Source organism: Blautia massiliensis (ex Durand et al. 2017) (genome assembly GCF_001487165.1).
Taxonomy (GTDB): Bacteria; Bacillota; Clostridia; order Lachnospirales; family Lachnospiraceae; genus Blautia_A; species Blautia_A fusiformis.
Genome location: NZ_LN913006.1, coordinates 1,744,609 through 1,768,689, shown reverse-complemented (window position 1 = coordinate 1,768,689; position 24,081 = coordinate 1,744,609). Strand labels below are relative to the sequence as shown.

The following is a 24,081-nucleotide window of genomic DNA, read 5'->3' as shown; positions in this document are numbered from 1 at the left end:
ATGTGTATATATATGATTATATCAGGCAGTTCAAAAAAAGATCAGTCGTTGTTGATCACAACGCCTTTCTGGAGCATGATGTTGGCATAAAGTGCTTTCTCACTTGTGGAGATGATGCAGTATGCAGTTTTTGCTTCGTCATAGAATGCGAAACGCTCGATGTTTCCTACGGCTTTTTCGCCACGCTCGTCATGCTTGGAAACGATTTCTTTATATGTATCCCAGATCGGTGTCTCCACATTATCGCCAGGCATTACTTCCATCAGGTTTACCGGATGCTCTACATAAGTATCCAGCGGGAAGAGCTTCAGGATGGCATCCAGGATTTCCGGAACGCCATGTCCGTCACAACGGATGGTGATGGCATTTTTTCCCATGGATTCTACAGGGAAGTTTCCGTCAGCGATAACAAGACGGTCACTGTGTCCCATCTCACATAAAACCTTCAGTAATTCTGGTGATAAGATTTCTGGAATTCCTTTTAACATAGTTTATATCCTCCTAAGATCATTGTGTACTTACAGCATTTCGGAAATTATAGCATCAGGCTCAGATGATCAGAACAGGATACATGGATTTCCGAAACTGTTATGACGCCGGTAGTATCAGACAGACCTGCCCGGCCACAGGCTTTAGAACTCTTATTAATTAATCTAACGGTATTTGGTCTCCTTTTCAAGGGAATATTTTCCTGTAAATGATGAAAATTTTATGGTTGACAGAAAACGTATGGAGCGCTATGATGAACTCAAACGGAAACGTTTCGGTTTCTGAACCAAATGAGAAAATAATACAAAACAAACACAATGATTATGATTCCAAGGAGGAGAAGATTATGCCACTGGTTACATCGAAGGAAATGCTGTTAAAGGCACAGAAGGGCGGATATGCAGTAGGAGCATTCAACGCAGAGAATATGGAGATGGTGAAGGCGATCATCCAGGCAGCTGAGGAGCTGAAAGCACCGGTTATGATCCAGACAACACCTTCTACTGTTAAATATGGTACGGTTGAGACTTACGCTGCGATCGTAGCAGCAGAGGCAGCCAAGGCTTCCGTTCCGGTATGCCTTCATCTTGACCACGGCAGCAGCTTTGAGCTTGCGATGCAGGCAATGCATGCAGGCTATACCTCTGTGATGATCGATGGTTCCAAGCTGGATTTTGAGGATAATATCAGAGAGACCAGGAGAGTTGCGGATGTGGCAGCAGCCCTGGATATCCCATGTGAGGCTGAGCTCGGTAAGGTCGGTGGTAAAGAGGATGATCTTGAGGCTGAGGCAGACACTAACACCGACCCGCAGGAGGCGAAGGAATTCGTGGAGCGTACAGGTGTTACTTCCCTGGCAGTTGCCATCGGAACCGCACATGGTTTCTATGTGGGAACACCGGTTCTTGACAAGGAACGCTTAAGCGAGATCCGCGAAGTCGTAGATATCCCCCTTGTTCTTCACGGGGCATCCGGACTCAGTGATGAGGATGTCAGCGACTGTGTAAAACGTGGTATCTGCAAGGTTAACTTTGCAACAGAGCTTCGTGCCGCATATTCCAGGGCAGTGAAGGAGACCTTTGCAGAGAATGAGAACACCATCGATCCGAAAGCCTACGGAAAGAAAGCAATCCAGGCAGTGAAGGAGCTGGTTGAGGCGCGTATGAAGGTTTGCGGCTGTGATGGAAAGGCAGAATGATCTTCTGTAAAAAAACAGAAACGGAGTGATCTGTATGGCAGCAACCATGAAAGATATTGCCAGGCGGACCGGACTTGGGCTCGCAACGATTTCTTCTTATTTTAACGGCGGAAACGTAAGAGAAAAAAACAGAATAAAGATCGAGGAGGCCATTCAGGAGCTGCATTATGAGGTCAATGAGGTGGCCAGAGGGCTTAAGACCAATGCTACCAAGACCATCGGCGTGGTGATCCCGGAGCTTAACAATACCTTTTGCGCGGAGATCATCACAGGAATGGAGGATGTCTTAAGGAGTCACGGATATGCGACTATTGTCTGTGACTGCCGTACTGATAAGAAGCTGGAGCGGGATGCAGTGGAGTTTTTAAGCCGGAAGCGTGTGGACGGGATCATCAGCATGCCGGTGGATGCGGAAGGCAATCATCTGAAAAAATTTCAGAAAACCGGAAAGCCCATCGTACTCATTGACCGCAGGATCCGGGAGCTTTCCTGTGACAGTGTTCTTGTAGACAACGAGAAGGCGGCTGAGGACGCAATGAGAGTTTTTTTTCAGGCAGGACACCGTAAGATCGGGATCATTGGCGGACCGGAGGAAATTTCCACCGCTCAGGAACGTCTCCAGGGGTACCGCAATGCATACGAAAAAGAAAATATACCGGTACGGGAATCTCTGATCTATCACGGCGATTATACCATTCAGGGCGGTGTGCAGGGAATTGAGAAGCTTGTTGCGGACAATCCGGATATGACGGCCGTGTTTGTTACCAACTATGAGATGACCATGGGGGCGGTGATCGGGATGAATGAGCTGGGTCTTAAGATCCCGGAACAGCTGTCTATGATCGGTTTTGACAATCTGCAGTTTGCCAGAGCATGCAATCCCAAGCTTACCATTGTGGCACAGCCTACACAGGGGATTGCCGGAGAAGTGGCGGGAATCATGCTGAAACGGCTGGAAGGGGCTGCAAGTGAAGAAACAGAACCGATCACGGAGAAGCTTGGCGCAGAGATCATCATGGGAAAATCCGTCCGTGTGCTGGACGAGAAGGAGAAGCTATAATGAAACCATATTTATTAGGTATTGATATCGGCACCAGTGCCTGTAAGGTTGCGGTTTTTGAAAAATCGGGAACGGTTGTGGCTGCGGCCAACGGCGATTATCCGGTTTACTATCCGAAGGAGGGCTGGGCAGAACAGGATCCGGAAGAATGGTGGAGTGCTGTCTGTCAGGCGGTAAAGAAGGCCATCCAAAAAGCGGGGATAGCACCTGAGGAGATCGCAGGCATCGGTATTGACGGCCAGAGCTGGTCAGCCATTGCCATGGATAAGGACGGAAATGTACTGACAAACACTCCGATCTGGATGGATACCAGAGCACAGTCTATCTGTGACAGACTGAATAAAGAAATCGGGGCAGAGCAGATTTTTGAAGTATCCGGTAATTCCCTTCAGCCGTCCTACACAACTGCAAAGATCCTCTGGTATAAAGAAAATCTCCCGGAGGTGTACCAAAGGATCCACAAGATCCTGCAGTCTAACAGCTACATTGCATATAAGCTGACAGGTGTGATGAGCCAGGATGTTTCCCAGGGCTATGGCCTGCATTGCTTTGACATGAGAAAGGCAGCCTGGGATGAGGATATGTGCAGAAAGCTTGGGATTCCCATGGAATTTCTTCCTGAGATCTGTGCCTGTGATCATGTTGTGGGAACAGTTACAGAGAAGGCGGCGGAGGAATCCGGCCTTGCTGTGGGAACACCGGTTGTTGCCGGTGGTCTGGATGCGGCATGCGGAACACTGGGAGCCGGAGTGATCCATCCGGGTGAGACACAGGAGCAAGGAGGACAGGCCGGCGGAATGAGCATCTGCATGGATGCGTACAAGGCAGATCCCAGACTGATCCTTGGCTATCACGTGGTTCCGGGACAGTGGCTCCTTCAGGGAGGAACCACCGGAGGTGGTGGTGTCATGCGCTGGTTTGAACGTGAGTTTGCAGATTATGAGCGCTCTGTAGCAGGGGAAAAAGGCTCTTCTCTGAACCAGCTCAATGAGATCGCGGAAAGGGTTGCACCAGGCAGTGACGGAGTGGTATTTCTTCCATATATGTCCGGTGAGCGTTCCCCGATCTGGAATCCTAATGCGAAGGGTGTATTCTACGGACTGGATTTTGCCAAGACCAAGGGACATATGGTACGTGCCTGTATGGAAGGCGTAGCACTTTCTCTGAAACACAACCTTGAGGTGGCAAAGGAAGCAGGAGCAGATGTGGAAGTTCTCCGTGCAATGGGAGGCTCTGCAAATTCTCTTCTCTGGACACAGATCAAATCCGATATCACAGGAAAACCCATCGTAGTGCCGTCCTCTGATACGGCAACAACACTTGGTGCAGCGATTCTGGCAGGTGTTGGTGTTGGAATGTATCAGGATTATGATGAGGCCATCCGTCTTACGGTAAAGGAAACAAGAAGACATGAACCGAACCCGGAAAACTGGGACGTTTATGAGAAAACCTATAAAACCTATTTAAATCTCTATAAATCTCTTGAACCTATGATGAGAAATGAGGAGGAAAAGTGATCATGAAAGCAGCAGTAGTAGTAGCAAATGAGGATGTTCAATATCAGGAAGTGGAAGAACCTCAGGTAACACCGGGCCATGTGAAGATCAAGGTAAGATATTCCGGGATCTGCGGATCTGATATCCCGCGTGTATTAAATCACGGCGTACATTTTTATCCCATCGTGCTTGGACATGAATTTTCCGGCGATGTGGTGGAAGTGGGAGAAGGCGTTACCAAGGTGAAGGTCGGCGACCGTGTATCCGGTGCACCACTTCTTCCCTGTATGAAGTGTGACGACTGCCAGAAGGGTAATTTCTCTCTCTGCAAGCATTACAGCTTCATCGGTTCCAGAGAGCAGGGAGCAAACGCAGATTATGTAGTGGTTCCTGAGCAGAATGCAGTACCATTCGCAGACAATGTTCCATATGAGCAGGGAGCCATGTTTGAGCCTGCAACCGTAGCCATCCACGGTGTATTCCAGAACGATTACCACGGTGGTGAGTATGTGGCGATCCTTGGCGGTGGTACAGTTGGTATGTTCACCATGCAGTGGACAAAGATCTTCGGCTCCAAAAAGGTAGTGGTCTTTGATATCAGCGATGAGAGACTTGCTCTTGCAAAGCGTCTCGGCGCAGATGAAGTGATCAACACAAAGGAAGAGGGATATATGGAAAAAGCCATGGCCATTACAGGTGGAAAGGGCTACGGCTTCGTATTTGAGACAGCCGGACAGGTTCCTACCATGCATATGGCATTTGAGCTTGCAGCAAACAAGGCACATGTATGCTTCATCGGTACTCCTCATGAAAACCTTACCTTTACACCGAAGGAGTGGGAGAACATGAACCGTAAGGAGTTCAAGCTTACCGGTTCCTGGATGTCCTACAGTGCCCCGTATCCGGGACGTGAGTGGGAGCTGACGGCGCATTATTTTGCAACTGGCCAGCTGAAGTTTGACCCGGGCTTCATCTATAAGAAAATCCCGATGAGCCAGGCACAGGAAGCATTCCAGCTGTTCAAGACACCGGGCCTTGTAAAAGGAAAGATCCTTCTTTCCAATGAGGAAGACTGATATGATCCTGACAGTAACCTTAAACGCTGCCATTGACAAGCGTTATGTAGTGGATGATTTTAAAGTGGGCGAAGTGAACCGTGTGCGTGAATGTACCTACGTTCCCGGCGGAAAGGGACTGAATGTTTCCAAGCCGGCGTCCATTTACGGTGCTGAAGTGGTTGCCACCGGCTTTGTAGGCGGTCACGCAGGCAATTATATAGAAGCTGCCCTGAAACCCTTTGGCATTAAGAGTGCTTTTTACCATGTAGATGCGGAGAGCCGCTCCTGTATCAACATCTGGGATGAGGTGAATCATGTACAGACCGAATTCCTGGAGCCGGGATTTACACTGACAGAGGCAGATTTTGAGGGCTTTGAGAAAAAATTCCGCCAGCTTGTAAAAGACGCTTCTGTTGTGGCGATGTCCGGCAGCGTGCCGAAGGGACTTGACGGAAGTGCCTACCAGCGCCTTGTGAAGATTGTGAAAGACGCCGGAAAACCGGTGATCCTGGATACCAGCGGCAAGCTTCTGGAAGAGGGAATCAAGGCAGCACCGACACTGATCAAGCCTAACATTGATGAGATCCGTATGCTGACAGGCAAGCATTGTGACGATATCAACGATATCATTGAAGCAGCGAAAGCCATCCATGCCGGTGGTGTGGAGATCGTGGCGGTTTCGCTTGGAGCAGATGGTTCCCTGGCAGTCGGAGAGGAAGGGATTTTCCGTGCGGTGGTTCCGAAGATCGATGCGGTAAATACCGTAGGCTGCGGAGATTCCATGATTGCAGGCTTTGCCCTTGGATTAAGTGAGGGACTTTCCCTGGAAGAGACTCTGCAAAGAGCCAGTGCGATCTCAGCGGCGGCAGCCATGCGTGAGGAAACGGGATTCTTTGTGATGGAGGATATGGAGGCTCTTCTTCCGAAGATCGAGATCAGGCGTTTATAAGATAAGCTTATAATAAAAAAATTTTTATAAAAAAGGAGATGTAAAGATGGCAGAAGTTATCAATTCGGCAATTGTGCCGAAAGTGACACTTCCTTCCGGCGAGCAGGTTCCGTGTGTCGGAATGGGAACATTCGGTTCCGACCGTGTATCCGCAGAGGATGTATCTGTAGCTGTTGCAGGCGCGATCCGCAGTGGCTACCGTATGTTTGACTGTGCCGCATGCTACGGAAACGAGCATGAGATCGGCCAGGTATTTAAGGACGCTTTTGACGAAGGTGTTGTAGAGCGTAAGGATCTTTTTATCATGACAAAGGTATGGAACGACATGCACAGAAGAGTAGAGGAAGCCTGCGACAAGAGCATTAAGGATCTTCAGTGCGATTATGTGGATATGTATTTCATCCACTGGCCATTCCCGAACTATCATGCACCGGGATGTGATGTGGATTCCAGAAATCCGGATTCCAAACCCTTCAGTGTGGAGGAGTTTATGGATACATACCGCCAGTGTGAGGCGTTGGTAGAAAAAGGAAAGATCCGTTACATCGGTATTTCCAATATGACCATTCCGAAGCTTGAGGCAGTTCTTCCGCTTATGAAGATCAAACCTGCAACCTGTGAGCTTGAGCTTCATGTATGCTTCCAGCAGCAGGAGCTTTATGATTATCTGGTAGAGCATAACATCCAGCCGGTAGGCTATATGCCAATCGGTTCTCCACGCAGACCGGAGAGAGATATCTGCCCGGAGGATGTTGCGGATCTGGAGGTTCCGGAGATGCAGGCGATCGCAAAGGCACATGGTGTTCATCCGGCTCTGATCGCTCTGAAGTGGGCACATCAGAGAGGCGAGATCTCCATTCCGTTCTCTGTGCACAACTATGCAAGCAACCTGAAATGTGTCACAGAGGATCCCCTTACAGAGAAAGAAATGGCAACCATCGCAACTCTGGAAAAAGGCAACCGTCTTGTAAAAGGACAGGTATTTCTGTGGCATGGTGCAAATGACTGGCATGACCTCTGGGATGAGGATGGCGTTATCGTAAAATAATAAAAATATGCAGGAAAATCCCGTATCCCATATGTTGGATGCGGGATTTCTTTGTATTTAATTTGGACTAAGAAACTCCGTTGTAAATTTTAACCAAACATGTTAACATATAAAAAGAATTAATAGTTATTGTTCACAGAAAGGACAGTAATCTTACCAATGAAAATGACAGAGACGGGGGAAGGATCTGTCATGGGGATGTGCAATAAAAACAACAGAAACTGATCAGAGGGGGACAACAGAAATTATGTATCGTATTTTACTGGTAGATGATGAGATACTTGTTCGAGATGCGATCCGGGAGAATATTGACTGGAAAGCAATGGACTGTGAGCTGGTAGGAGACTGTGATAACGGGAAAGCAGCAGCGGAATTTGTACAGAACCATCCGGTGGATATCGTGCTTACAGATATCCTTATGCCATATATGGATGGTATGGAACTGAGCCGTTTTCTCCATGATAATTATCCGGACATCGTGATCGTGATCTTCAGCGGATTTGGAGAATTCGAGTATGCCAAGAAGGCAATCCAGTATGGTGTCAGTGAATATATGCTGAAGCCGGTGACAGCCATGGAACTCAGAAATGTTATCGGAAAAATGAAGGAGAAGGTAGACCAGCAAAGAAAAGAAAAAGAGAAGCTGGAACGTCTGACACAGACTTCCGAGAATTATCAGAAAAACGCCATTGTGATCCGTTCCAGAGCGCTGCAGGGCTTTGTGGATAATATCAAGACACGGCAGGAAAGTCTGGAAGAGCTTGCAGCACTGGGAATCGATCTTGAGGCAGCATGCTATCGTGTGGCTGTTTTTGATCTGGATCTGTATTCGGACGGTAGTCAGCTTACTGCGGAGAAACGTCAGGAGAGTGCACTGATGTCTTTTGTCCTTTTTAATATCAGTGATGAGATCATCAGCAAAGAAAAAGCAGGAGTGGCATATCAGGCCGGAAATAACAAGGTTGGTGCTCTTTTCATGGGAAACCGTACCAGAGAGTTTGAACACAAGATCATGGAGATCTGCAGGACGATCCAGGATAAGCTGAAGGAACTGATGTCGCTGGATATTTCTATCGGTGTGGGAAGCTGGGCCAGAACTCAGCAGGAGCTTCGTGCATCCCATGAACTTGCAGAGAAAGCTATTGAATATCGTTATCTTCTTGGAGGAAGCCTTCTTATTGATATGGAAGAACAGCCGGAGGAAAAAAATCTTTCCATTAAAGTTTATGTAGAGAAGCTGCCAGCTGCTCTGAAAGCGGGTAAAAAGGAAAACGCAGAGCATATTCTGGAACAGATCTCTTCTGAGATCAAGGAAGCGCGGGTGGATAAGAGTCGTGCCTGCGTGTATCTTCAGCAGATCATCCGTGCAGCAGATGAGACCTGTGAGGATATGGTTCCGGACAACAGGCTTTTTTCCAAAAGAGAAGCACTTCTGCAGCAGGTTACGGAGCAGAATTCTTTTGACAGTGCTGTTGAACTGGTCAGGAATCATATCGGAGAGATTTTCCAGACACTTTCCGATGCAAACAGCTCCAGCGGACAGCGTCAGGCCAGACTTGCCCTGGATTATATCCAGAAGAATTATGTGGATCCGGATTTAAGCCTGAACAGTATCTGTTCCTATCTGAATATCAGTACAAGCTATTTCAGTACGATCTTTAAGGATCTTACGGGAGAGACTTTTACAGAGGTTCTGATCCGTACCCGCATGGAGAAAGCGAAGGAACTTCTGGAGAATACAACTATGAAGAATTATGAAATTGCCGAGAAAGTCGGATTTGCAGATCCCCATTATTTTGGGATCTCCTTCAAAAAAATGACCGGCTGCACACCAACAGAATATGCAAGGGAGAAACGTAAATGAGAGATATCCGGTTTGCGGCAAAGATCATAGGAAAATTTAAGAGTATCCAGAGTGCGATCTTTGCGGTAGTGACGGTGCTGCTTTTAAGTGCGGTGCTGGTCATAACAGGTGTTTCCATGAGATATACCCGCAATTCTATTTTTGAAAATTCTGCTGTCTACACCCAGAATATCGTGCAGCAGATGAATCAGAATATTGATTCCTATATTGATTACATGGAAAATATAGCCTATATGATCTCCAGTAACGAGGATGTACAGCAATATCTTTTTGGTGAAAATGTGGACAATGGAACAAGAGAGCGTCTGATCAATCAGTTCAAGACTATTCTGGATGGACGAAGTGATATCCGAAATCTTGGGATCATTGGAAGTAATGGACGGAAGCTGATCAACGACGGCAAACAGTCTGTGAATCCGGATCTGAAGCTTTCCACCCAGGAGTGGTATCTGGAAGCTTTACAGAAGCCGGAAGGCCCGCTTCTTACATCTTCTCATGTACAGCACATCATCAGCGGAGAGCGTCCGTGGGTGATCACTTTAAGCAGGGGAATCCGTAATTTTTCCAACAGCGGTGAGAAAGAGGGAGTCTTTTTTATTGATCTGAATTACAGTGCCATCAGTGAACTTTGTGATCAGAATACGATCGGGAAAAAGGGATACGCATTCATTCTGGATGAAAGCGGAAATATTGTATACCATCCCCAACAGCAGCAGCTTTATAATGAATTGCAGACTGAGAATATCGACCTGATCGTGAAATCAAAAGAAGATACGGTGCGTACCGAAAAGGGAAACAGAGGAAAGCTGTATTCCATTTCCAGATCAAATAAAACCGGATGGACCGTTGTGGGCTGTATGAGCGTCAGCGAACTCCTGCGCAAAAGCAATCAGGCACAGAGTATTTATGTGCTTATTTCCGCACTTCTGATGATCGTGGCACTGCTTTTTTCCAGATTTCTGGCAAAGAGTCTTACATATCCTCTTCAGCGTCTCAGAGATTCCATGTCCAGAGTACAGGAAGGGCATTTTGACGGAGCAGATGTGGAAATCGATTCAGAGAATGAGATCGGAAGCCTGACGAAATCTTTCAATGTGATGACACATAGGATACAGGATCTTATGGAGCAGAATGTGAAGGAACAGGAAGCAAAGAGAAAAAGTGAGCTTAAGGCCCTTCAGTCCCAGATCAATCCTCATTTTCTCTACAATACCCTGGATTCGATCATCTGGATGGCAGAGGGCAGAAAGTACGAAGAGGTTGTTCTGATGACAGCATCCCTGGCACGTCTTCTTCGTCAGAGCATCAGTAATGAAGATGAAGTGGTTCCTCTTGCAAGGGAAGTGGAGTATGCCAAGGGTTATCTTACAATCCAGAAGATGCGTTACAAGGACAAGCTGGAATTCGAGATTGATGTAGAACCTTCTATATTAAATATCCCTCTGATCAAGCTGGTTCTCCAGCCGATCATTGAAAATGCCATCTATCATGGACTGAAATATAAAGAGAGTAAGGGACTTTTGCAGGTAAAAGGCTTTATGAAGGACGGAAATGCAGTTCTTCAGGTGATCGACAATGGTGTAGGTATGGATGAGGAAACATTGTCACATATTTATGATAAGCATAAGGTGAATTATCATTCCAATGGTGTGGGTGTTTACAATGTACAGAAACGTCTGAAGCTTTATTATGGAGAAAATTACGGGATCACCTATGAAAGTGAAAAAGGTGTCGGAACCACTGCCACGATCACCATTCCGGGAATACAGGAGGAATCAATATGAAAAAACATAGAAAACTCCTGACTTTTGGAGTGGTCATCTGCCTTGTGGCGGGGCTTGTAGCCGGAATATTCTATTATAAACAGGTAGAAGAAGAGAGAAAACTATCGCTGATCTATATTCCGAAGGTTGTGGACGGTACCAACGATTTCTGGACATCACTGATCCAGGGGGCGGAGATGGCTGCAAAGGAATATAATGCAGATATCCGCGTATGGGCACCTGAGGAAGAGAATGATGTGGATGGTCAGAACAAGCTGATCGAAAGGGCAACAGAAGAAAAACCGGACGCGATCCTGATCTCGCCGTCCAGCTTCACTGAATCCGACCAGCTTTTGAAGAAGGCAAAGGAACAGGGAATACATATCGCATTTATTGATTCTTACACACAGGAAGAGGTCCAGGATCTTACCGTTGCGACCGATAATCTGGAAGCGGGGCAGATCCTTGGCAGGTTTGCGAAGGATCTTGTGGGAGCGGATGATCAGATCGCGATCGTTTCACATGTAAAGGGTGTATCTACGGCAGTTGAAAGAGAAAAAGGTTTCCGGACAGGACTTGGCAGTCTGAAGGATAATATCGTGGATGTGGTATACTGTGATTCTCAGTATGATAAGTCCTATGAGCTTACAAAAGAGCTGATGAAAAAATATCCGGATCTCAAGATGATCGCGGGGATGAATGAATATTCCTCTGTAGGTGCTGCAAGAGCAGTAAAGGCAGCAAAAGCAGAGAACCGGATCAGGGTGGTGGGAGTAGACAGCTCACAGGAGGCCGTCCAGCTGATGGAACACGGAATCTTCCAGGGAATCGTTGTACAGAAGGCATTTAAAATGGGGTATGTGGGTGTTCGGGAAACAGTTAAGATGCTGCGTGGAGAAAACTATAAAAAGAATATTAATTCCGGGTGCCAGCTGGTAACTCCTGACAATATGTATACCAGTGAGATCGAAAAACTGCTTTTCCCGTTTAATACGTTAAAAACATATGGTGATCTTACACCGTAAATAGTCATAAATGCACAAAGAAAAGGGTTAAATATTTACCAGACAGTAAATATTTAACCTTTTTTTGAAAGATATTCTATTACAATTATTGATTTTTGACGGTATTATAATAACCAAGAAAACACAAGATACGTGCAAAACGTGAGGAGGGTAAAAATTGGAAAACTTAAAACAAAATCCAATCGTTAAGAAGCTCGGATTGAACAGAATACTTCTTGTCTGTGTTCTGATTCTTATGTTCCTGGTTTTTAAAGTAGTTCTTGGAAACAAGTTTCCGACTGTTGATAGTATCAAGTCTACTTTGAACTATGTGTATTTCCTGGGCTTTTTGTCACTTGGCGTTACATTCGTAATCGCTACAGGAGGAATTGATTTCTCCATCGGACCTGTAATGTTCTGCTGTGCACTGGTATCCGGTTACTGCATGACATCTTACAAGGTTCCATGTGCAGTTGCCATGATCCTTTGCATTCTGATCGGTCTCTGCTTTGGTATTTTCAATGGCTGGATGGTTTCTTACATGTCAGTGCCACCATTCATTATTTCCATGGCATCCATGAACATTGCAAAAGGTATTGCTTCTGTATTCACAAAAACACAGTCCGTAAGCTGGCCGGCAGCTGGCGATGCAAACGGCTGGTTCCGTAATATCGTTTCCGTAAACGGCTTCCCTGTAGGAATTATTATTTTCCTGGTAATGGCAGTTATCTGCGGTATCGTTCTTTACAACACAAAACCAGGACGTTACATCCTCTGCCTTGGATCTAACAAAGAGGCTGTCCGTCTTTCCGGTGTCAACACAAAGAAATGGGAAATGCTTGCTTATATGATCTGCGGATTTCTGGTAGGTATTGCAGCACTCTTCTTTGTAGCTACATACACAACTGTTCAGCCTGGTTATGGCGATCAGTACAACAATGAGGCTATTGCAGGCTGCGTTATGGGTGGTACATCCATGGTTGGTGGACTTGCTTCCATCGGCGGTACTGTAATCGGCGTATTTATCATCTCTCTTCTTCAGCAGGGCATCATGGCATTTGGCCTTGGTAAAGGACAGCAGATGATCATCACAGGTATCATCGTTATCGTTGCAGTTTATATCGACGTTTCTGCAAGACGCAGAAAGAACTGATCTTAGAGGGAGGATGCGACAATGGGTGAAGTTATTTTAACTATGAAGGACATTGATAAGTCCTTTCCTGGAGTTCATGCTCTGGATCACGTTAATTTCGAAGTAAAACGCGGCGAAGTACATGCACTTATGGGAGAAAACGGTGCCGGTAAATCAACACTGATGAAGGTTCTTACCGGTATTTATCAGAAGGATTCAGGTTCCATCGTTTACAAAGGACAGGAAACAGAATTCCACAATACACGTGAGGCACAGGATGCCGGCGTTGTAATCGTACATCAGGAGCTGAACATGGTAGGTGATCTTACCGTTGCTCAGAACATCTTCATCGGACGTGAGCCGAAAAAAGGTTTCCGCATTGATGACAAAAAGATGATCGAGGATTCAAAGAAGCTTTTCCAGGATCTGAACATTGAGATCAATCCGAAGGAAAAGATGAAAAACCTGACAGTCGGAAAACAGCAGATGTGTGAGATCGCAAAAGCAATCTCTCATAAAGCTGAGGTTATCATCTTCGATGAGCCTTCCGCAGCACTTACCGAGAAAGAGATCGCGGATCTGTTTGAGATCATCCGTGACCTTCGTAAGAAAAATCTTGGTATCGTGTATATCTCACACCGTATGGATGAGATCAAAACCATCACAGACCGTGTAACAGTCATGCGAGATGGTGGTTACGTAGGAACCCTCATCACAAAAGACAGTACAAAAGAAGATATCATCAACATGATGGTTGGTCGTGTTATTTATGAGGATCCGAAGCAGGAGAGTGCGGTTCCGGCAGATGCACCGGTAGTTCTTAAGGTTGAGCATCTGAACGCAGGTAAGATGGTCCAGGATGTAAGCTTTGAGCTGAGAAAAGGCGAGATCCTTGGCTTCTCAGGACTGATGGGTGCAGGACGTACCGAAACAGCCAGAGCACTGTTCGGAGCAGATCCGAAGCAGAGTGGTAAAATCTCCGTTATGGGTAAAGACGGTCAGCTTCATGAGGTGACTATCAACAGCCCGCAGGATGCTGTTAAATGTGGTATCGGTTATCTGTCAGAGGACAGAAGAAGATACGGTGTTGTTGTACAGAAATCTGTAACAGAGAATACAACACTTGCTACAATGGAAAACTTTACAAACGGTCTCTTCATTAATAAAGCAAAAGAAAAAGAAGTTACTGAGAAATATGTAAAAGAGCTTGCAACAAAGACACCTACAACAGATCAGCTGGTAGTAAACCTTTCCGGTGGTAACCAGCAGAAGGTTGTTATTGCTAAATGGCTGACACGAGACAGTGATATCCTTATTTTCGATGAGCCGACAAGAGGTATCGATGTTGGTGCCAAGAACGAAATCTACAAATTAATGAACAGACTGGCAGCAGAAGGAAAATCCATTATCATGATTTCTTCTGAGATGACGGAAGTTCTCCGAATGAGTGACCGTATCATCATCATGTGTGAGGGTAAAGTTACCGGATGTATTGATATCTCCGAGGCAACCCAGGAAAACATCATGGACAAGGCCACACGGAATATCGATTAAGGAGGAAAGTCATGACTAAGAAGAAAAAAAGTATTTTAAGTGATCAGAGATTTATTGTTTTGCTCGTTATCATTGTCCTGTGTGCAATATTCTCAGGCTTGAGTAAAGAATTCAGACAGTACACCACGATCCTGAGTATGCTGGATTTCTCATATTACGATCTTCTTATGGCGATCGGAGTTACATTCCCGCTTATCACTGGTGGTGTTGACCTGTCAATCGGAACTGGTATGGTAGCATACGCACTGATCGGCGGAACACTGATCAGAAACAACAATTGCCCGGTAGCTCTGGCAATGCTGATCTGTATTGTTCTTGGTATCGCAGTCGGTGCACTGAACGGTGTACTGATCGGTGTTATGAACCTGCCGCCATTTTTGGCAACACTTTGTACCTGTATGATTACCCGTGGTGCCGGATCTCTCTGCAGTGCGACACCTTGGCCGGGACTTACACAGGACGGTGGATGGTTCCACACAATCTTTAAAGTAACCGTTGGTACAGGAAGAAGTGCTTCACGTTATCCGCTCGGTTTCCTGTGGATGATCATTCTGGTTCTTCTTATGGAGTACATCCTGAACCACACCAAATTCGGTCGTTACACAATTGCAATCGGTTCCAACAAAGAGGCAGCAGCCCTTTCTGGAATCAATACAAAGTTCTATCACGTAATGGTATACGTTGTCTGCGGTCTGTTTACAGGTCTTGCAGCAATCGCATACGCAGCAGTAACACCTACTGTACAGCCTGGTACTGGTGCCGGACTTGAGATGGATGCTATCGGTGGTGTATTCGTTGGTGGTGTAGCAGCTACCGGTGGATATGGTTCCGTAATCGGTACATTCGTTGGTATCTTCGTCATCATGCTTCTGAAAACAGGTCTTCCATACATCGGCCTGCAGGCAAACTGGCAGCAGATCATCACAGGTATCGTTCTGATCGTAGCCGTTCTGATCGATATCCTGAAAGAGAAAAAAGCAGCACATTGATATTAAGAAGTGTGTATAATAAGTAAGGGTGCTGTTTACAGAGAAATGTGAACAGCACCCGATAATCAAAGATGTGAAACGCCAAGGGGTAGCAACGGCGTATGAACATAAAAAAACTATATAATATATTTTAAGGAGGAAATATTATATGAAAGCAAAAAAGGTTATGGCATTAATGCTCTGTGCAGCAATGGTAACAAGCATGAGCGCAACAGCAGCTTTTGCAGCTGAGGAGAAAGAAGATGCAGCAACAGAGGAATCCGCAGATTCCACAGCAGCTGAGGATCCTACCGCACAGTTCGACGGACTGAAAGCAAACGAAGCTTATGAGTTCCCGATGATGGTTAAATCTTTCCAGTCCACATACTGGGATGCAGCTCAGGAAGGTATGAAAAAAGCATCTGAGGAGCTGGGCGTTACTTATAAACCACAGGGACCGAACAGTGAGTCCGATATCGCTGACCAGGTTAACATGATCAACACAGCTATCGCTTCCAATCCTGTTGGATTAGGACTTGCAGCTTGTGATACATCTTCTGTTACAGATGCACTTAAGACATGTGCAGAAAAAGGAATCCCGGTTGTAACATTCGATACAGGTATCGCTGATGCTCCGGAAGGATCTGTAGTATGCGAGGTTTGTACAGACAACGCACAGGCTGGTGCAGTAGCAGCTGAGAATATGTACAACAGCATTAAAGACGTTGTTAAAGATGCTGACGGACAGGTTATCATCGGTGAGGTTAACCAGGATGCAACAGCTCAGAACATCCAGCAGCGTGGTACAGGATTCATCAACAAGATGATCGAGCTTCTTCAGGCTGATGGCAAGACTGTAGCAGTAAGCGGTAACGAGTTCTATGTAAACGCAGCAGAGGGTGCTGACGCAGATGCTAAAGACGCAGACGTTGTTATCCAGGTAGCTGTACCTGCACAGACAACTGTAGAGCTCTGCTCCACAGAGGCACAGGCAATCCTTTCCCAGGAGAACTGTATCGCAGTATTCGGTTCTAACCAGGTTTCCGCAGAGGGTGTTCTTGCAGCAAATGCTAACCTTAACGTTCTTGGTTCTGACCCGGCAAACGGTGATGTAGTTGGTGTTGGTTTCGATGCTGGTTCTATCATCAAAGCAGCTGTTAAAGATGGCACATTCATCGGTGCTGTTACACAGTCTCCTCTTATGATGGGATACTATGCAATCTACGCTCTGACAGCAGCAGCAAACGGCCAGGAGCTTCAGGATGTTCCTACAGACGGTTACTGGTATGATGCAACAAATATGGAAGACGAGGATATCGCTCCTAACCTTTATGACTAATCATATAATCGATCAGATCGTGAAGTTATAATGAACGCGGATTGCGTTCACGGACGTATGAAATAAGAGATCCGCTGGCTGATTCAGTCAGCGGATTTTTTAAACAAATAATGTAGTAGTTCATAAATAATCGCTGTATTATTGGCAAATAAAGACACTTTTTTTGACAAAAGAGGTTCTTATCACCGGAAGGATCCTGATGTATGATAAATACAACATCAGATATGAAAGTGATCAGAAGCTTACATATTGAGGAGGATTTAAAAATGGCAACATATTATTTAGCAGTAGATATCGGAGCATCCAGCGGACGTCACATTCTGGGACATATGGAAAACGGAAAAATGATCCTGGAAGAAATCTATCGTTTTGAGAACGGTATGGTTAAGAAGGATGGAGAGCTCTGCTGGGAGTTTGACCGTCTTTTCACCGAGATCGTAAACGGTCTTAAAAAATGTAAAGAGATCGGCAAGATCCCGGTAAGCATGGGTGTTGATACCTGGGGTGTTGACTTCGTACTTCTTGACAAGGATGACAAGGTTCTTGGCAACACGGTAGGCTACCGTGATCATCGTACAGAGGGAATGGACGAGGAAGTTTATAAGACAATTTCCCTGAAAGATCTGTATGCAAGAACCGGTATCCAGAAAGCAATCTACAATACAGTATATCAGCTGATGGCAGTGAAGAAGAAACATCCTGAGTATCTGGAGCAGGCTGAGACACTTCTTCATGTACCGGACTACTTCCATTTTCTTCTTACAGGCGAAAAAACTTGCGAGTACACAGAGGCAACCACAGGACAGCTTGTATGCCCGACAACCAAGGACTGGGATTATGAGCTGATCGATATGCTGGGATATCCAAGAAAGATATTCCAGAAGCTGATCATGCCTAGCACAAGCATCGGACATTTAACAGATGCAGTGAAGGAAGCAGTTGGCTTTGATCTTGAGGTTGTAGCACCGGCTACACATGATACAGGGTCTGCAGTTCTGGCTGTGCCTGCAAATGATGACGATTTCATTTATATCAGTTCCGGAACATGGTCTCTGATGGGAATCGAGAGAAAAGAAGCAGACTGCTCTGAGAAGAGCTGTGAGATGAACTTCACAAACGAGGGTGGATATGCAGGACGTTTCCGTTATCTGAAGAACATCATGGGTCTCTGGATGATCCAGTCTGTACGTCATGAGTTTGATGATGCGTACAGCTTTGCACAGATCTGCGAGATGGCTGAGGAGGCAAAAGACTTCCCGTCAAGAGTAAACGCAAACGATGAGTGCTTCCTTTCTCCTGAGAACATGACAAAAGAGGTTCAGGACTACTGCCGCAGAACAGGACAGCAGGTTCCGGAAACTCTTGGCGAGATTGCAACCGTTATCTATACAAGCCTTGCAGATTGCTACGCTAAGATCGCAAAAGAAATCGAGGAGATGACAGGAAGAACCTACAGCCGTATCCATATCGTAGGCGGTGGTTCCAATGCAGGATACTTAAATGAGCTGACTGCAAAAGCTACAAAGAAAGAAATCCATGCAGGCCCTGGTGAGGCTACTGCAATCGGTAATATCACAGCACAGATGCTGAAGGCCGAGGAGTTTAAAACGATCGAGGAGGCTCGTACAACCATCCATGAGTCCTTCGGTATTAAAGTATACAAAGCATAAATAATTGGAGGTCTTATTATGTTAGTTAACACAAAGGCAAAAGTTGGTGTATTTTCAATTGCTTTAGGCGCATATCTTCCGCAGTTTCCGTCACTGGTGCCGGAATTTGAGGCACAGTACGACGCATTCAAGAAAACGATCCCGGATACAGTAGAGATCGTTGACGGCGGAATGGTGACAACAAAAGAGCAGGCAATGGTGGCAGGAGATAAGTTCCGTGCAGCAGATGTTGACCTTGTATTTCTTCAGATGCTGACATACGCAACATCCTACAACATGCTTCCGGCGATCCGTGATCTGGATGTTCCGGTTGTTCTTGTAAACGTTCAGAAGATCAAAGCGCTGGATTATGAGCACACTGACATTGCCTCCTGGCTGGGTGAAGGCTATGCATGCGGTGCTGTAGGCGAGGCAGTTGCTGACCTTGAGAGAGCAGGCAAGAGACATGCGGTTATCACAGGCGTTGTAGAAGGCGGAGATCCTGCAGTTCAGGCTGAGATCGAAGACTGGTGCAAGGCTGCTCAGGTAAGAAGAAGATTCCGTGAGACTAACATTGCGCAGATCGGAAGACCATATCCGGGTATGATGGATCTGTATATTGATGAGACAAACCTCTATAACAGAATGTTCCTCTACACAAAACAGTTCGACTGGGAGAAGATGTGGGCGATCGCTGATGATATTACAGATGAGGAGGCAATCCGGGCAAAAGCACAGGATATCCTTGATACATTCGATATTGAGGGCGGCGGCACCATTGAGAAAGTATGGGATATGGCAAAATATGTAGTTGCTTTTGAGGAGTGGGTAAAAGACGAGCATCTTGGAATGATCGCTTCCCATTACGACGGATTTGCACAGGGTAAAGCAGGAGTCCTTGACAGTATGCTGATCCCGGCTTTCTCCATGCTGATCAAACAGGGTACTGCATGTGCGGTAGAGGGTGACATGAAGGTTGCCATGGCAATGAGTATCTTAAAGACAATTTCCGGTACAGGCCAGCTTTCTGAGATGTACTCCATCGATTTCAACGATGACATCTGCATCATCGGACATTCCGGAAGCGGTGACGCTGACATCTCCGACAAGAAACCAACCATGAAAATCGTGCCGGTATTCCACGGCAAAACAGGCGGCGGATACCTGACACAGTTCTATCCATACACAGGCCCTGTAACCTACCTTGCAATCACTCAGGATAAAGACGGAAACTTCAAATTCGTTGTAGCTGAGGGCGTAAACGAGGAGGGACCGATCCTTTCCTTCGGTGATACAAACATGAGAACACGCTTCACATGCGGAGCAAGAGAGTTCGTTAACCGCTGGAGCGAGGCTGGCCCGACACATCATATGGCAGCTGCTACAGGAAGACACATCGATACGATCCTGAAGGTTGCAAAAATCTTTAACGTACCGGTAGATATCGTGACAAGATAAATTCTTTCTTATGTATTCAACCTAAAACATATTCAAAAAAGGAGACTGCGCGGAGCGGTCTCCTTTTTCAGTGGGAAAAATAAGATAAAAAAGATCTGCCGGAAATGCAGCAGGCAGATTCGGCAGATTTTGGTTTTGCAGTTATTTTTTATGCATAAGTGTGTGCTCCCTGGAAAGCTCATCGTGCAGCTGGATGGAAGACCAGTGCTGAGTTACCGGTGTGAGCATGGCCTTCAGTGCAACAGGCGGGATCTGGTTTTCACGGAAAAAAGCAAGAAAATCATCCATCTGTGCACTGGAAAAATCCTTCAGCACGATCATCTCATCACTGAAATTGCTTCCCAGATTAAACTGGGATGAGGGATGAAATCCCGGAATCTCAAAAAGATATCCCAGCGGATGAAGAAATTCCGGCGCAGTGACGATCCGTGTCTTAACCTTCTGACGGTTCAGATAGCGGCGGATCTGGCGAAGCCGTTCTGGGTCGTTAAAATTATATAAAAGAGCTTCTGGCTGTGTATTCATATAGTGTCATACCTCATTTCTGAATAAAGATTTTTGTGGAACATAAGTTACTTTTCGCGATGTGCAGGGAAGCGGATCTCAACCTCTGTCCCCTCTCCAGGCTTGCTGGAATAAGTGAGTCCGTAATTATTTCCATAGAGAATTTGGAGTCTCCGGTGGGTATTATAAACTGCGATATTTGTGCCGCCGGACTGGCTTTTTCCCTTTCCGGAAAGGATAGTTGACAGGATTTCCGGCGAAATCCCAACACCGTCATCGGAAATCAGAAGAACAATATCCTCATTTTCCATCCATCCGGTAATAACAATAGTTCCGGATTTTGATTCTTTTTCCAGGATCCCGTGAAGAATGGAATTTTCCACAACAGGCTGAAGAGTCAGCTTCGGGATCTGGTATTCTGAAAGCTCATCCGGGATATCCGTGATCAGCTCAATGCTGTCGTGGTAGCGCATATTCTGAAGCTGCACGTAGATGGTTACATGCTCCAGCTCCCTTGCAATGGTAGAGATTCCTTTTTTGCGGCTCAGAGTCAGCTTATAAAAACGGGAAAGACTTTGCACTGCGTGACTGATCTCATTGGTCTGTCCCTGCAGTGCCATCCAGTTGATCATATCCATGGTATTATAAAGAAAATGTGGATTGATCTGTGCCTGGAGGGAATTGAATTCTGCGATCCGGAGATCTTCTGCAGCCTTAGCCTGCTTCTCCATCAGTTCCTCCATTTTTCGAGTCATATAGTTGTAGGTATCGATAAGATTACCGATCTCATCATGTGCCTGTGGACTTTCCATAGGAGTAGGCGGGCCGTGGCGGACGGTTTGCATCTGCCGGATCACAGAAGAAAGTCTTCCGGTAATGGAATGAGCCAGTACATTGGCAAAAATAAGTGCTAGAACCAGAAAAACTGCATAGATCAGTACGATCTGGATCATCAGTCGGTTGCTCGCATGGATCAGCGGCGGGGAAGGAAGGACCGTCACCATAAACCAGTCCGTATTGGAAATGCTGTAAAAACCGGCATAAACCTTTGTGTCCAGAATGTTCCGCTCAATGAAGTTATTGGAAGACATAAAGGAAGCCTTGATGGTGTCGTAATCCAGTTGGTAGATTCCGGATAATGACAGATCTGAGGTAGCAACAATGGCATCACGTTCGTTTACAATATATGAAACACTTCCTTCCAGAGATAGATTGTCGGAAAGAATGGAAGTAAGCTTGTCATCGGAATAATACACTGCCAGATAAGCCTTATAGGCAGTGGAGTGATAATAAAGGCTTAAAGGGCAGATATATGCCATATCACCATAATTCTTTTTTTCCCTGGGACCAAGATAGAAGGAAGGACAGAACATTTCCTGGGTGTTCCGGTTTCCCTGAAAGATACCGTACCAGTAGGTACCTTTCGCCTGACTTAAGGGAGCAAGGATATTCTCAGTGTTGGGATAAGTATCCAGTGTCTTCAGATCATCAGGAAAATCCACATAGATCTGTACATCGGTAACAATGGAATCTGTGGTCAGACGCTGAACGGCATTTTTAAAATCAGTGGCATGGTTAGATGTTGCAAGCTGTTCTGCTGAATCGCTGACCGGCATATAAAAAAGTTCCTGAAAAAAATTCTGTCCTGTAATATTCCGGGTAGTAGCGAGGATCGTATCCATAGTCCGTTCGATCAGAGGTGCAGTTTTTGCGGAGGCGTCCTGCTCCTGCCGGATGGTATTGGAAACCACCATGCTATAAAGTCGTCCATAAAAAAGAAAGGCGGTAAGACAGGCAGGAATTACCACAATGCTGATCAGGGCAATGGTGAATTTTGTCTGCAGGTTTAAATTCAGGTAGCCGTTTTTGAAACGGCGCCAGAGGGCCCTCATGACATTTTCTCCCGGTATTCAGACGGGGAAAAGCCGGAGTATTTTTTGAAGCTTTTTCCGAAGTAATTGCCATCCGTATAGCCTACCTTGGAAGAAATCTCGGAAATCTTGTATTTGGGATCGGAAAGCAGCTGCTTGGCCTTTTCCATTCGGTATTCTGTCAGATATTGATTGAGAGTCTGTCCGGTCTCACTTTTGAAAAAAGTGCATACATAAGATGCGGAAAGGTATACATGGCCGCTGATATCTTTTACGGAAAGTGTATCGTTCATATAGTTCCGGCTGATATAATCCTTGATCATAAAGATCGTGGAATTTTCCGGCTGGGAATTTTTCGCATCTTCAAAATACTGGGCGGTTTTTTCTTTCAGAGCTTTGTGAAGTTCTTCGTAGGTGAAGGCGTTGTTTAACGTATCTACGATCAGATCCTGCTTTTCATGAAGTTCGGTTTCCAGCTGATTTTTTTTACGGGAAGCCGAAAGTGTATTAAATAGCTGGTAATAAAGATCACGGATCTGGTTAGGCATAAATGTGTGATTGCAGCTATAATACCGGAAAAGCTCATCAAGAAACTGAAAACAGGGTTCTTCTTCTCCGGCCAGGAGATATTTGGAAAAAGTATTTTCCGGTGAATGCAGGGAATCCGGAACCGGTCCCTTCGGTGAAAGCAGGCGGATGGCATTTTCTGTCAGAAATGTTTTTTCCGGAAAGAAAAAACAGTTCTGCAGAAGGATCACGGCAGAAGCGTAGGACTGATAAACCCTGAAAATATCCGTTACGGTATTTCCGGCTGCGATCAGATGCTTTCCGCAGGTGTCATATTGTCTGGAAATATAGCTTCCCACTGCGGAAAGGGTAGTTGGGGAAAGGGCATTCCTTCCATATATATGGTGGACCAGATACTGAACCCTTTTTTCCACAAAAAGACATTTCAGATGGTAATGCTCCAGAAAACAGGAAATGTCGTTCTGGAGATCTTCCAGGAAAATACCGGAAGCCTCCACAGATTCATTAAGCTTTACGATCACAGAGGTAAAATTCATGCCGTTCTCAAGAAGCTCCGGCTGCCCCAGTTCCAGACAGAGATCTGCAATTTTGTTGTTATCGGAAGGTGGAAGAGTCAGCTGTTGTGCCAGCCGGGTAGCGATTTCCTGAGAATGGATCGCTTCGCCACGATGGGAGCGGAGCTTTTGTTTGTAAAGAGTCTGCGCTTCCAGAACTGCCGCCTGTACTTCCTCGGGATGCAGAGGCTTTTCGATGTAATTGATGGCTTTTAGTTTGATGGCAGCTTTCAGATACTCTTTGTCAGAATATCCGCTCATAAAGATAGGGATACTGTCCGGCAGGAATTTCTCCAGACGCTCCAGCATGGCAATGCCTGTCATCCGCGGCATCCGTACATCGCAGAGAATGATCTCAGGTTTATACAGTCTGGCCATTTCCAGTCCGTTCACACCATCATCTGCCTGAAGGATCTCGGTGATCCCCAGAGAATCCCAGTCGATAGATGAGATCAGTCCGGTACGCGTAAGTTCTTCGTCATCGACGATCAGTAATTTCATATACAATTCTCCAATCGAGCATAGCTTTATAGCTTCGTAAATCGGATGTTTACAGTTCTGTTTATATTCCCAGAAAACTGTAACGTCAGCGTTA

The 24,081-nt window shown here is 45.9% G+C and carries 19 protein-coding genes; 15 read left to right on the top strand and 4 right to left on the bottom strand.

Features of this window, described 5'->3' with window-relative positions; translation table 11 throughout:
* Positions 1-41: 41 nt before the first annotated feature.
* A complete protein-coding gene (locus tag BN3261_RS09120; RefSeq protein ID WP_015527311.1) occupies positions 42-488 on the bottom strand; it encodes an RbsD/FucU family protein in 447 nt (148 codons plus the stop codon).
* Positions 489-835: 347 nt separating this feature from the next.
* Between BN3261_RS09120 and BN3261_RS09115 the strand changes: the two genes are divergently transcribed.
* From BN3261_RS09115 to BN3261_RS09045, 15 genes are all read left to right on the top strand, one after another.
* On the top strand, positions 836-1,687 hold the full coding sequence (locus tag BN3261_RS09115; protein WP_015527310.1) for a class II fructose-bisphosphate aldolase: 852 nt from the start codon (positions 836-838) through the stop codon (positions 1,685-1,687).
* Between the two features lie 34 nt (positions 1,688-1,721).
* Positions 1,722-2,747: a LacI family DNA-binding transcriptional regulator gene (locus BN3261_RS09110; RefSeq protein WP_059086078.1), complete on the top strand. Its 1,026-nt coding sequence runs from the start codon at positions 1,722-1,724 to the stop codon at positions 2,745-2,747.
* A complete protein-coding gene (gene xylB, locus BN3261_RS09105; RefSeq protein WP_059086077.1) occupies positions 2,747-4,264 on the top strand; it encodes a xylulokinase in 1,518 nt (505 codons plus the stop codon). Before BN3261_RS09110 ends, xylB begins: the two co-directional genes overlap by 1 nt.
* Before the next feature lie 2 nt (positions 4,265-4,266).
* The gene (locus BN3261_RS09100; protein WP_059086076.1) at positions 4,267-5,319 is read left to right on the top strand and encodes a galactitol-1-phosphate 5-dehydrogenase; all 1,053 of its coding nucleotides are present in this window, start codon (positions 4,267-4,269) and stop codon (positions 5,317-5,319) included.
* A gap of 1 nt (position 5,320) precedes the next feature.
* Positions 5,321-6,250, top strand: coding sequence for a 1-phosphofructokinase (gene pfkB / locus BN3261_RS09095; protein WP_022427200.1), 930 nt, complete (start codon positions 5,321-5,323; stop codon positions 6,248-6,250).
* A gap of 46 nt (positions 6,251-6,296) precedes the next feature.
* The gene (locus BN3261_RS09090) at positions 6,297-7,298 is read left to right on the top strand and encodes an aldo/keto reductase (protein ID WP_059086075.1); all 1,002 of its coding nucleotides are present in this window, start codon (positions 6,297-6,299) and stop codon (positions 7,296-7,298) included.
* A gap of 247 nt (positions 7,299-7,545) precedes the next feature.
* Positions 7,546-9,162, top strand: a complete 1,617-nt coding sequence (locus tag BN3261_RS09085; RefSeq protein ID WP_059086074.1) for a response regulator — start codon at positions 7,546-7,548, stop codon at positions 9,160-9,162.
* Positions 9,159-10,946: a cache domain-containing sensor histidine kinase gene (locus BN3261_RS09080; protein ID WP_015527303.1), complete on the top strand. Its 1,788-nt coding sequence runs from the start codon at positions 9,159-9,161 to the stop codon at positions 10,944-10,946. The genes BN3261_RS09085 and BN3261_RS09080 overlap by 4 nt, the downstream gene beginning before the upstream one ends.
* The gene (locus BN3261_RS09075; RefSeq protein ID WP_059086073.1) at positions 10,943-11,950 is read left to right on the top strand and encodes a substrate-binding domain-containing protein; all 1,008 of its coding nucleotides are present in this window, start codon (positions 10,943-10,945) and stop codon (positions 11,948-11,950) included. The genes BN3261_RS09080 and BN3261_RS09075 overlap by 4 nt, the downstream gene beginning before the upstream one ends.
* A 157-nt stretch (positions 11,951-12,107) precedes the next feature.
* On the top strand, positions 12,108-13,082 hold the full coding sequence (locus BN3261_RS09070; RefSeq protein ID WP_059086072.1) for an ABC transporter permease: 975 nt from the start codon (positions 12,108-12,110) through the stop codon (positions 13,080-13,082).
* 21 nt (positions 13,083-13,103) lie between these two features.
* Positions 13,104-14,615 (top strand): sugar ABC transporter ATP-binding protein, encoded by a 1,512-nt coding sequence (locus tag BN3261_RS09065; RefSeq protein WP_059086071.1) that lies wholly within the window; start codon positions 13,104-13,106, stop codon positions 14,613-14,615.
* Positions 14,616-14,626: 11 nt separating this feature from the next.
* The gene (locus tag BN3261_RS09060) at positions 14,627-15,604 is read left to right on the top strand and encodes an ABC transporter permease (RefSeq protein WP_059086070.1); all 978 of its coding nucleotides are present in this window, start codon (positions 14,627-14,629) and stop codon (positions 15,602-15,604) included.
* Between the two features lie 148 nt (positions 15,605-15,752).
* Positions 15,753-16,922, top strand: coding sequence for a substrate-binding domain-containing protein (locus BN3261_RS09055; RefSeq protein ID WP_059086069.1), 1,170 nt, complete (start codon positions 15,753-15,755; stop codon positions 16,920-16,922).
* Between the two features lie 266 nt (positions 16,923-17,188).
* Positions 17,189-18,592 carry a rhamnulokinase gene (rhaB, locus tag BN3261_RS09050; protein WP_044961882.1) on the top strand — a complete coding sequence of 468 codons (1,404 nt, stop codon included), beginning with the start codon at positions 17,189-17,191 and terminating at the stop codon, positions 18,590-18,592.
* Between the two features lie 18 nt (positions 18,593-18,610).
* A complete protein-coding gene (locus BN3261_RS09045) occupies positions 18,611-20,029 on the top strand; it encodes an arabinose isomerase (RefSeq protein ID WP_059086068.1) in 1,419 nt (472 codons plus the stop codon).
* Between the two features lie 141 nt (positions 20,030-20,170).
* Here BN3261_RS09045 and BN3261_RS09040 read toward each other — a convergent pair whose 3' ends face one another.
* The 3 genes from BN3261_RS09040 to BN3261_RS09030 are packed head-to-tail and all read right to left on the bottom strand — an operon-like array spanning position 20,171 to position 23,987.
* Positions 20,171-20,554 carry a DUF3783 domain-containing protein gene (locus tag BN3261_RS09040; RefSeq protein ID WP_021652148.1) on the bottom strand — a complete coding sequence of 128 codons (384 nt, stop codon included), beginning with the start codon at positions 20,552-20,554 and terminating at the stop codon, positions 20,171-20,173.
* Positions 20,555-20,601: 47 nt separating this feature from the next.
* Entirely contained in the window at positions 20,602-22,425 is a 1,824-nt protein-coding gene (locus tag BN3261_RS09035; protein WP_059086067.1) for a sensor histidine kinase, read from the bottom strand.
* The gene (locus BN3261_RS09030; RefSeq protein WP_059086066.1) at positions 22,422-23,987 is read right to left on the bottom strand and encodes a response regulator transcription factor; all 1,566 of its coding nucleotides are present in this window, start codon (positions 23,985-23,987) and stop codon (positions 22,422-22,424) included. The genes BN3261_RS09035 and BN3261_RS09030 overlap by 4 nt, the downstream gene beginning before the upstream one ends.
* Between the last annotated feature and the right edge of the window lie 94 nt (positions 23,988-24,081).

What these genes read in the sequence shown, in the direction of transcription:
- BN3261_RS09100 (WP_059086076.1), top strand. Translation starts at nt 4,267, where the DNA reads ATGAAAGCAGCAGTAGTAGTAGCAAATGAGGATGTTCAATATCAGGAA.
- pfkB (WP_022427200.1), top strand. Translation starts at nt 5,321, where the DNA reads ATGATCCTGACAGTAACCTTAAACGCTGCCATTGACAAGCGTTATGTA.
- BN3261_RS09075 (WP_059086073.1), top strand. Translation starts at nt 10,943, where the DNA reads ATGAAAAAACATAGAAAACTCCTGACTTTTGGAGTGGTCATCTGCCTT.
- xylB (WP_059086077.1), top strand. Translation starts at nt 2,747, where the DNA reads ATGAAACCATATTTATTAGGTATTGATATCGGCACCAGTGCCTGTAAG.
- BN3261_RS09085 (WP_059086074.1), top strand. Translation starts at nt 7,546, where the DNA reads ATGTATCGTATTTTACTGGTAGATGATGAGATACTTGTTCGAGATGCG.
- BN3261_RS09060 (WP_059086070.1), top strand. Translation starts at nt 14,627, where the DNA reads ATGACTAAGAAGAAAAAAAGTATTTTAAGTGATCAGAGATTTATTGTT.
- BN3261_RS09090 (WP_059086075.1), top strand. Translation starts at nt 6,297, where the DNA reads ATGGCAGAAGTTATCAATTCGGCAATTGTGCCGAAAGTGACACTTCCT.
- BN3261_RS09110 (WP_059086078.1), top strand. Translation starts at nt 1,722, where the DNA reads ATGGCAGCAACCATGAAAGATATTGCCAGGCGGACCGGACTTGGGCTC.
- rhaB (WP_044961882.1), top strand. Translation starts at nt 17,189, where the DNA reads ATGGCAACATATTATTTAGCAGTAGATATCGGAGCATCCAGCGGACGT.
- BN3261_RS09120 (WP_015527311.1), bottom strand. Translation starts at nt 488, where the DNA reads ATGTTAAAAGGAATTCCAGAAATCTTATCACCAGAATTACTGAAGGTT.
- BN3261_RS09040 (WP_021652148.1), bottom strand. Translation starts at nt 20,554, where the DNA reads ATGAATACACAGCCAGAAGCTCTTTTATATAATTTTAACGACCCAGAA.
- BN3261_RS09080 (WP_015527303.1), top strand. Translation starts at nt 9,159, where the DNA reads ATGAGAGATATCCGGTTTGCGGCAAAGATCATAGGAAAATTTAAGAGT.
- BN3261_RS09065 (WP_059086071.1), top strand. Translation starts at nt 13,104, where the DNA reads ATGGGTGAAGTTATTTTAACTATGAAGGACATTGATAAGTCCTTTCCT.
- BN3261_RS09045 (WP_059086068.1), top strand. Translation starts at nt 18,611, where the DNA reads ATGTTAGTTAACACAAAGGCAAAAGTTGGTGTATTTTCAATTGCTTTA.
- BN3261_RS09115 (WP_015527310.1), top strand. Translation starts at nt 836, where the DNA reads ATGCCACTGGTTACATCGAAGGAAATGCTGTTAAAGGCACAGAAGGGC.
- BN3261_RS09035 (WP_059086067.1), bottom strand. Translation starts at nt 22,425, where the DNA reads ATGAGGGCCCTCTGGCGCCGTTTCAAAAACGGCTACCTGAATTTAAAC.
- BN3261_RS09030 (WP_059086066.1), bottom strand. Translation starts at nt 23,987, where the DNA reads ATGAAATTACTGATCGTCGATGACGAAGAACTTACGCGTACCGGACTG.
- BN3261_RS09055 (WP_059086069.1), top strand. Translation starts at nt 15,753, where the DNA reads ATGAAAGCAAAAAAGGTTATGGCATTAATGCTCTGTGCAGCAATGGTA.